The following is an 8716-nucleotide window of genomic DNA, read 5'->3' as shown; positions in this document are numbered from 1 at the left end:
CAATGTAAGTAATGAGAGGATGTCCCATTCGTTGTGGTGTAGAACTTTTAATAAGGTCGCCGGATTCCCGCTTTTTACAGCATCCATATAAATAATCGGAGCCAGATGTCCTGGAATATCCCCAACACGTTTAAATCCAAGTTTATCTTCTTCAATTTTTGTTAGTTTGAATTGATCCAGTTCATTCCGCCAAACTCTTCTAGACCCATGAAGTAAATCGATATGTGTAGGATCTGACAGTTTAGGTAGATGCTCTCGGTTCATTGTCCATCGTGTTTGCAATTGGGGCCAATCAAAACTTTTGCCATTATACGTTACGACGGTCTGGCCAGCTTTCCATAAGCCTGACTCGTACAACATTGCCGCTTCATGGCTCGGATCCGCTAAAACATGTTGAGTCATCTCAAAATGATCTTTATTCCATATTAACTGCCCGATTAAGAATATGTAGGTACCTGTTCCTTTTAGACCTGTTGTTTCCGTATCAAAAAAAACAACATGCTGTCCATCTGTTGATATGGGGTGAACACCTTGAAAAGAATTCCACAATGCGAAAGCATCGAAAACTTCTTTTAATTGAAAATCACCGTGACAATATGTCCGGTCATAAACTATCTTTTTTTCAAAAACGATACCAAAATCATTTTCAATGATTTTCAGACCTGCCCGTTCCCACTCTTCCGTATACTTCGGTTTTTCTGGAATGACGAAAGGAACCAGCGATTGAGATTTCGTTGGCTTTTTCTTAATCAGTTTCTTCATTTGTAAGAGATTTTTTTCAAATGACATACGGATCACCAGTTGATTCTAATTGTAAATAAGCTAGAAGTTTCAACACTTCATCTTTCATTCCAACGCTTGCTTCCTGGGGTCCGATGCATGCGGGACAACCTTGATCACACGGGCACGCCTCGACATGCTGTTCGACGTGTCCAAGTAATTCAGGCCAAACGTCAAATACGCGTTCACTGATGCCAATCCCTCCTGGGTAGCTATCATAAACGAAAAATGTAGGGAGTTCAGCATGAATCGATTTCACTTGTGGTACAACATGAATATCGCGACGATCACAATGGACGAACAACGGGATGAACGATGCGATGGAAGTCGCTGCACCTGTCATGGCATCTGTGAGCATTGCATCAGTCCAGCCAGAGGGTCGATTGAAACTTAACCAACTCGATGAAGTATGCAATTCTTCCGGAGGAAGCTGGATAGGGCCTGACCCGATATTGTCATGTGTATCAAACCGAATTTTTTTGAATATGGTCGCCATCGCTAAAATCGATACATCCCCAAAAAACACAGAGCCGTGTTTAAACGTTTTTTCTTTGTCTTCACTCATCACTTTTAATTCAACTGCAAGATTTGCATCTGTAAAGTAGTCTACATCCACTTCTCTTACAAAGGCTTTCTTTTCTTCCCAGTCGGGATGGTTTGGTCAATAATGATGACATTTTCCTGTGACGCAGAACGTAAACTGATTTCATGTGCAGGAAAACGATCACTCATCCAATGCCATTTGTCAGAGGTTCGAACCAATATTCCTTCTTCTTCCAAATAGGCAAGTAACTCTTGTATTTCAAATTCCCCGTACTGTTCAGTCGTTTTGAAAGGCAATTCAAAAGAAGCACACTTTAAATGATCCATCAATATAACTAAATTGTCTGGATGAATGCGGGCTTCTTCTGGAGATTGACCGAGTAAGAATGAAGGGTGATTCACAATATATTGATCAAGTGCAGTTGATTGCGCAACATATATTATCAAGGCCTCATCCTGTCTACGTCCTGCACGGCCCGCCTGTTGCCAAGCACTTGCAATATTCCCAGGGTAACCGGTCATGATGCAGGCTTGGAGCTGACCAATATCCACACCCAGTTCCAATGCGTTTGTACTGACTACAGTCTGAATTGTTCCATCCCGCAAACCTTTTTCAATTTGTCGCCGTTCAGAAGGTAAATACCCTCCTCGGTAGCCACGAATGGATTCATCATTTATTTTTTTCTTGGATAGTTCTTTTAAGTACGTGACAAGCATCTCAACACGTACCCTGCTTTTCGCAAATACGATGGTTTGAATCCCTTCCTTGTATAGGCGTTTAGCTAGATCTCGAACTTCGAGAATAGCGCTACGTCTGACACCAAAGGTTGGGTGAACGATTGGCGGATTATAAAAAATGAAATTTTTCTTACCCGACGGTGCACCGTTTTCATCGATCAGTGTATGAGTTTCGTTAGTTAATGATTCGGCCAGTTCTTTCGGGTTTGCAATTGTTGCCGAAGTACAAATAAAAACCGGATTACTTCCATAATATTGACAGATGCGTTTTAATCGACGCAAAACATGTGCCACGTGACTTCCAAACACGCCTTTGTATGTATGCAGCTCATCGACCACTATATACTTCAAATTTTCGAACAAGGAAACCCATTTCGTATGATGAGGTAATATACCCGAATGGAGCATATCAGGATTGGTCAAAACAATATGACCAGCCTTTCTTACTTTTGTGCGAATTGCCGGTGAAGTGTCGCCATCATAGGTGTAACTCAAAATATCTTGATTCATTTGTTCAATCAATAAATTCAAGTCGGACTTTTGGTCTTGAGCGAGCGCTTTCGTGGGAAATAAATAAAGTGCCCTTGAAGAACTGTCTTCGACGATTGATTGAAGGACAGGCAAATGATAGCAAAGGGATTTCCCCGATGCAGTGGGTGTGATGGCTGTAAAGGATTGACCCATACGCGCTATATCATAAGCAATTCTCTGATGGCTATAGAGTTGTGTAATGCCCCGTTCGTTCAGTGCCTGCTGGATGGACGGATGTAAATCTTCGGGGAAATCAGACAAGAATGCCTCTTTTTTCTCAATCGTATGCCAATGAACAATTCGTTCTCGCATGATCGGGTCTTGCTTCCATTCACTTAATATGTCATTAATTGATTGTTTCCTGATCAAGCTTTTCACCTTCTTGCTCTATGGCATGTATAAAAGTTTGCAACGTGTAACAAGTTGACTGTATAGACTGCGCAAACCTCTTTTTTCCAGTCTCTTTATAAAATGATTGAACGACATATTGATTGAAAGCTTCAATTGCCGCATCTATTTGTTGGATTCGCATATACTTCGGACGGTGATGGTTAATCCAAGAGTTGGCATTTGCTCTCCATTCAATTAGGAAAGCATGCCAATAATCGGCATGGGGCTTCACTTGTGAAAAAAAATCAGGAGATGCCTCCCTATCACGCATCTCTTGATGACGTATTAGACAGTTTTGACTTTCTTCCAAAATTAATTTAGTATGTTCGTTTAACTTCATGTTCTCAGCCCCTTTGTTACTGTTTATAGTAACAAAAAAAAGTGGTTTTAACCACTTTTTTGCGAACAGGTATTCCATTCTATCATTTGTTCCGTTTCTTTTAATGCTTTTCCTACTTGATGCCCTTTATCGATGACAGTTTGCGTTTGTGTAGATCTTTCCTGTATAAATCGTGCTTCCAAGATATGTTCAAGTAATGACAATTGTTCAATCAATTCTTCTATACGTTTCATGCTGCATCCCTCCAGTTGTTAGTGAAGTTCTCCATAACATGATGAAATCCTTTGCCAACGACAAAACTAGAAGGATTAAGCTAATACTTACAACAATTCGACACACAAACTATGAAACCTTAAAGCGCGAATCACGTCTAGTAGGGTGTGGTTATGATAAACTGGTATGCGAGGTGACGAGCATGGCATTTAACTACCCGAATGGTAAGATTTATACGCCCACAAAAAATAATTCGGAAAAACGTGCAAAGAAGGATTATACCTTCAGTAACCGGGGAAAAACCTTAGAGGATGAGATTAATGAAACAAATGACTTTTATATGCAAAAAGGTACGGCAGTCATTCATAAAAAACCTGTACCTATCCAAGTAGTAAAAGTAGAATATCCTTCCCGAAGTGCAGCTGTCATAAGAGAAGCCTATTATCGGACTGCTTCGACAACAGACTTTAATGGTGTATGGCAAGGCATTCATGTGGATTTTGAAGCGAAAGAAACGAAAAATAAAACTTCCTTCCCTTTAAAGAATATCCATGCTCATCAAATTGACCACATGCGACTGGTAACGGAACAGAAAGGTCTTACCTTTTTAATCGTTCGTTTTTCATCCATCAATCGATATTTCGTTTTACCTTATCGTCCCCTTCAAGATGCATGGGATGAAATGTGTAAAGGTGGTCGCAAATCAATTCCGTTCGAATTTTTCGAACAACATGCCTTTGAAATAGTCCCAGGAGCTTATCCTCCAATTGACTATTTGCGGGGAGTAACAAAGATGCTTTCAGAGGAATCTGTGAAGCCGTGAAAGTGAGGAGACGTTCGTGAGCGAAAAAGCTAACTCTCGTGGACAACGAAGAAAAGAATTAGAAAAACAAAAGAAATCGAAAAAAAGAAGTACAACAGGTTGGTTTAAACGTATTATTATGGCCTGTCTCATTATTGGATTGGCAGGACTGTTATTCGGTGGAGGACTCTTTGTTTATTACGCAAGCTCCGCACCAGAATTAGATGAAGAATCATTAAAGGACCCAATTTCATCTGAGTTTTATGATGTAAATGGCGATGTCTTTGCAACAATTGGATCCGAAAACCGAGATTATGTGAATTACGAAGATATCCCTAAAGAAATGGAAGCAGCCATATTGGCTACTGAAGACGCTCGTTTCTATAAACATAACGGAATTGATTTTTACCGCCTTGGTGGAGCAATTCTTGCTAACATTACAAGTGGATTTGGTTCTCAAGGTGCTAGTACTTTAACACAACAAGTGATAAAAAATTCATTTTTACAAAATGAAAAAACGTTAAAACGTAAAGCTCAAGAAGCTTATCTTGCTTATCAACTTGAACAAAAGTATGAAAAAGAAGAAATTTTTGAGATGTACTTCAACAAAGTCTTAATGTCAGGAAATATTTATGGATTTGGGACTGCATCTGAAAGCTTTTTCGGAAAAGAATTAAAAGACTTGGAGCTACACGAAATGGCGATGTTGGCCGGAATGCCTCAAAGTCCGAACAACTACAATCCTTTCAAACATCCCGAAGCCGCAGAAAAACGTCGAAATATCGTTTTACGCCTGATGGAACAGCATGGGAAAATTACAAAAGCTGAAATGGAAGAAGCACAAGCGATTCCAATAACTGAAGGTTTACTAGCTGAAGAAAATCGTAAACCTTCGAATTCTACCAAGTATCTTGCATTTTTGGATATTGTATTGAATGAACTGGCAGCTAAAAGCTCAGATGATTCTTTAGCTGATGGATTGAAAGTCTATACGACGCTTGATCCACAAGCTCAGGGTTCAGTAGAAGAGGCTTTTTCAGGAGATAACTTCCCTACTCAAGAAATGCAAGCAGGAATGACCGTATTGGATACGAAAACAGGTGCCATTGTTGCAGTAGGTGGCGGTCGTGATTATGGCCCAAGCTTCGAATTTAACTACGCGCAAGATGTTTCAAAACGTGGTATTGGTTCAACTGTTAAACCTATCCTGGATTATGGTCCTGCCATCGAATATTTGAATTGGTCTACTGGTCACACCCTGGTTGATGAAAAAATGAATTATTCAAATTCAGATCAACAAATTTACAATTTCGATAATGAATATCTGGGAGCTATGACAGCGCGTGAAGCATTGTATCGTTCTCGAAATATACCAGCTGTTAAAGCCTTCAAAGAAGTCGAAAGTGGTGACCGCAAAGAATTTGCCAATAATTTAGGCATTACTGGTGACTATCTCGATTATGAATCTGCTGCGATTGGAGCAACTACCGGAATCAACACGATTAAGTTGGCAGCGTCATATGCAGCTTTCGGGAATGACGGCATGTACTCAGACCCTTACACTATTAGTGAAATTGTTTATCGTGATGGAGAAACGAAGAAAACATTTAAACCTAAATCAAAACCAGCCATGAAAGATTCAACTGCTTTTATGGTGACCGATATGCTTCGAGATGTAGTTAGTGAGCGCAGAGGCGCATCTGGTAAAGCAGCAATCATTCCAGGCTTGGATGTTGCAGGTAAAACAGGAACCACCAACTATACATCCAAAGAATTTAATGATTATAATTTGCCTGAAGGCTCAGCTCCGGATATTTGGTTTGCTGGTTATACGACAAATTATTCAATCGCCGTTTGGACTGGTTATAAAGAACGTAAACAAGCAATCAATACAGCCGATTCAACTGAACGCACTTTCGCCCAAAGATTGTTTAAAGATGTTATGACAGATATATCTGCAGACAAAGATACACCACGCTTTAAACGACCAAATTCAGTTGTAGAAGCAACTGTTGAAGTGGGCACTTCCCCTCTTCGTCTTGCAAGTGAATTTACACCGGACAACTTGAAACGAACAGAATTATTTGTTCGTGGAACTGAACCAACTAAAGTTTCCGAGGAATATGAACAAATTGAAGTGGATGCACCATCAAATTTCAAAGCTRAATACAGTGAAGGCGATCAATCAGCTACATTATCCTGGAAGCACAAAGCACCAAAACGTGATAAAGACAAAGTGGATGTAGCATTTGAAGTTTCGTTTGCAGTGGATGGAGGCACTCCTTCTGTTCTACAAACCACTAGCCAGGAAGGCTTGATTGTCACAGGCATTACTCCAGGCAGTACCTATACATTTACTGTAGTGGCAATAGCAGAAGGAGTACGAAGCGAACCAGCTAGTACAACACTTGAAATTGATGCTGTTGAAGTACCTGAACCGGAAATTCCTGGTGAAGGTGAAGGGAATGGCAATGGTAACGGGAACGGAAATGGTAATGGTAATGGCGGGTCAGATGGCGATGGAACGACACCTCCACCTGAAGACGGGACGACACCACCTGTCGATGGGACAACGCCACCTCCTGAAGGTGAAACTCCCCCACCGCCAGAAGGTGGGGGCGATGACGGATCAACTGAAGGTGCCGCAAACAGTACAGAAAATAAGACTGAAGCGAGAACCGCCTCAATATCGAATTCTGATTCCTCAATAAGTCCATAATATAAAAAAAGAAGCAGATCCTTTTTAAGGATCTGCTTCTTTTTAGTTGGATTTTATGCGCAATCGAGCAATTTTCTTAATTGTTTCATCGAATAACTCATTTAACTGACTAGAAGCTACATAGCGATTCGAATTCGTAATGATAAATATATATCGTTCTTTCCCGTTTAGAGGAAGGATTTCGTAGTCTTGAATCTCATCAGGCTTAAAACTTGTTGATTCTGATACTTGAACCAATAAATCTTCATATAGCTTAATGCCTAAAAGCATCTGCTCATGAACACCCTTATTTTTCAGTTTAAAAGCATCTTGTATCATTTCTTTTAAAGTCGACCATTGACTTAGAATGCCGCTAAGATGTTCTTTTTGTGCATGTTTGGCATCAAATCGAATCAAATTTCTACCAATCCTTTGTTTAGCCGTTTTTTCCCTTCCCGACACAAGGACAACAGTGGACAAACTGGACATTGGGGATTTTGTGCTTTGCAATGATAACGACCGAAGAAAATGAGTTGGTGATGTGTTCTTGACCACTTGTCCATAGGCGTCTTTTTCATGATTGTTTCTTCAACTTGCAGAACCGAATCTTTCCAGCGACAGAGACCCAGACGTTTTGTCACTCGCTCCACATGTGTATCCACTGCCAATGCAGGGATATCAAACGCAACTGAAACGACAACATTTGCTGTTTTACGACCCACTCCAGGAAGTGTGGTTAACAAATCACGATTGGCAGGAACTTCACCATCAAATTGTTCAAGCAGCATTCGACTCAAAGCTTGTATGTTTTTTGCTTTGTTACGAAACAATCCAATTGAACGTATATCATCCTGTAGTTCTTCCAGTGGCACACTTAAATAATCTTCCGGGGTTTGATACTTTGCGAATAAAGCCGGGGTCACTTTATTTACGAGTACATCCGTACATTGTGCAGAAAGCAATGTGGCGATTGTCAGCTCAAATGGATTGGCGTGAACGAGCTCACAATGAGCATCAGGGAACATTCTATCCATTTCTGATAAACAATACTCCCATTGACCTTTTGTCAGCATATTTTCACTTCCCTACTCTCGCTCTTCTAACCAATTATAGAATGGTACTTTATTTGATTTTTGCGGTTGCGTTGGTGGCGATGTTCTTTCCGGAACTGTGCGGAATTGACTTGCTTGTTTTTCAACATCCTGCATAGTTTTGACATTTTTCTTTTTCCACTCAAACAAAATGCGATCGATGTAGCGTAAGCTCATTTTTTGTGCAAGTACAGCTTCTTTCAATGCTGCTCGAATCAACTCGGGTGATTGCTGATCTTGATCCATCCACATTGCAATAGTTTCACTTTCCATAGGGGAAAGGAAACGCCCGAATTCTTGTTCGAACAATCGGAAAATCTCGCCTTCTTGTTCTTTTTGAGTCATTACTTTCTGTGAAGTTTTTTCTTCCAGAACTGTGTCAATCAACCGATTCCATAATGAGTGAAACGAAAAGGCTTCAATCAATACTCCTTTATCATCATATCTTTGTTGTATCGATAAATACCCTTTTTGGAACAATCTTTGCATATGTCGACTTACTTGTTCCGATGTAAAATGGGAACGTTCCACTAAATCATCTGGCGTGGGAAATGTTTTCGATTATCGATAAACGCCACCATATGAAGAAT

At 40.3% G+C, this 8716-nt stretch carries 8 protein-coding genes and 1 pseudogene; 2 read left to right on the top strand and 7 right to left on the bottom strand.

Features of this window, described 5'->3' with window-relative positions:
• The 4 genes and pseudogenes from AC1DSB_RS11545 to AC1DSB_RS11530 all read right to left on the bottom strand — a co-directional run.
• Positions 1-789: ribonuclease H-like domain-containing protein (locus AC1DSB_RS11545; RefSeq protein WP_477586757.1), on the bottom strand; the 789-nt coding region annotated here is incomplete at its 3' end.
• Positions 779-2961: pseudogene (locus AC1DSB_RS11540) on the bottom strand (DEAD/DEAH box helicase). The gene AC1DSB_RS11545 and the pseudogene AC1DSB_RS11540, both read right to left, overlap by 11 nt.
• Entirely contained in the window at positions 2939-3322 is a 384-nt protein-coding gene (locus AC1DSB_RS11535) for a DUF1798 family protein (RefSeq protein WP_036659368.1), read from the bottom strand. Before AC1DSB_RS11535 ends, AC1DSB_RS11540 begins: the two are co-directional and overlap by 23 nt.
• A 47-nt stretch (positions 3323-3369) precedes the next feature.
• Positions 3370-3555, bottom strand: coding sequence for a hypothetical protein (locus tag AC1DSB_RS11530; protein ID WP_016427378.1), 186 nt, complete (start codon positions 3553-3555; stop codon positions 3370-3372).
• Between the two features lie 182 nt (positions 3556-3737).
• Here AC1DSB_RS11530 and recU point away from each other — a divergent pair, with 182 nt between their 5' ends.
• Together recU and AC1DSB_RS11520 are read left to right on the top strand one after the other, a co-directional pair.
• Positions 3738-4358, top strand: coding sequence for a Holliday junction resolvase RecU (recU, locus tag AC1DSB_RS11525; protein WP_477547933.1), 621 nt, complete (start codon positions 3738-3740; stop codon positions 4356-4358).
• A gap of 16 nt (positions 4359-4374) precedes the next feature.
• Positions 4375-7056 (top strand): PBP1A family penicillin-binding protein, encoded by a 2682-nt coding sequence (locus AC1DSB_RS11520; protein WP_477586756.1) that lies wholly within the window; start codon positions 4375-4377, stop codon positions 7054-7056.
• A 42-nt stretch (positions 7057-7098) separates the two neighbouring features.
• On the opposite strand, the gene AC1DSB_RS11515 is transcribed toward AC1DSB_RS11520, so the two are convergent.
• Genes AC1DSB_RS11515 through AC1DSB_RS11505 form a run of 3 tightly spaced genes read right to left on the bottom strand, consistent with a single transcriptional unit; the run spans position 7099 to position 8657 of the window.
• A complete protein-coding gene (locus AC1DSB_RS11515; RefSeq protein ID WP_477532522.1) occupies positions 7099-7452 on the bottom strand; it encodes a YpoC family protein in 354 nt (117 codons plus the stop codon).
• Entirely contained in the window at positions 7449-8108 is a 660-nt protein-coding gene (gene nth / locus AC1DSB_RS11510; RefSeq protein ID WP_477532523.1) for an endonuclease III, read from the bottom strand. Before nth ends, AC1DSB_RS11515 begins: the two co-directional genes overlap by 4 nt.
• Positions 8109-8120: 12 nt before the next feature.
• Positions 8121-8657, bottom strand: coding sequence for a DnaD domain-containing protein (locus tag AC1DSB_RS11505; protein WP_477586755.1), 537 nt, complete (start codon positions 8655-8657; stop codon positions 8121-8123).
• Positions 8658-8716: the final 59 nt, after the last annotated feature.

The sequence above is a fragment of the Paenisporosarcina sp. P4_E4_2 genome (assembly GCF_056401595.1).
This window is presented reverse-complemented; position numbering and strand designations above follow the sequence as displayed.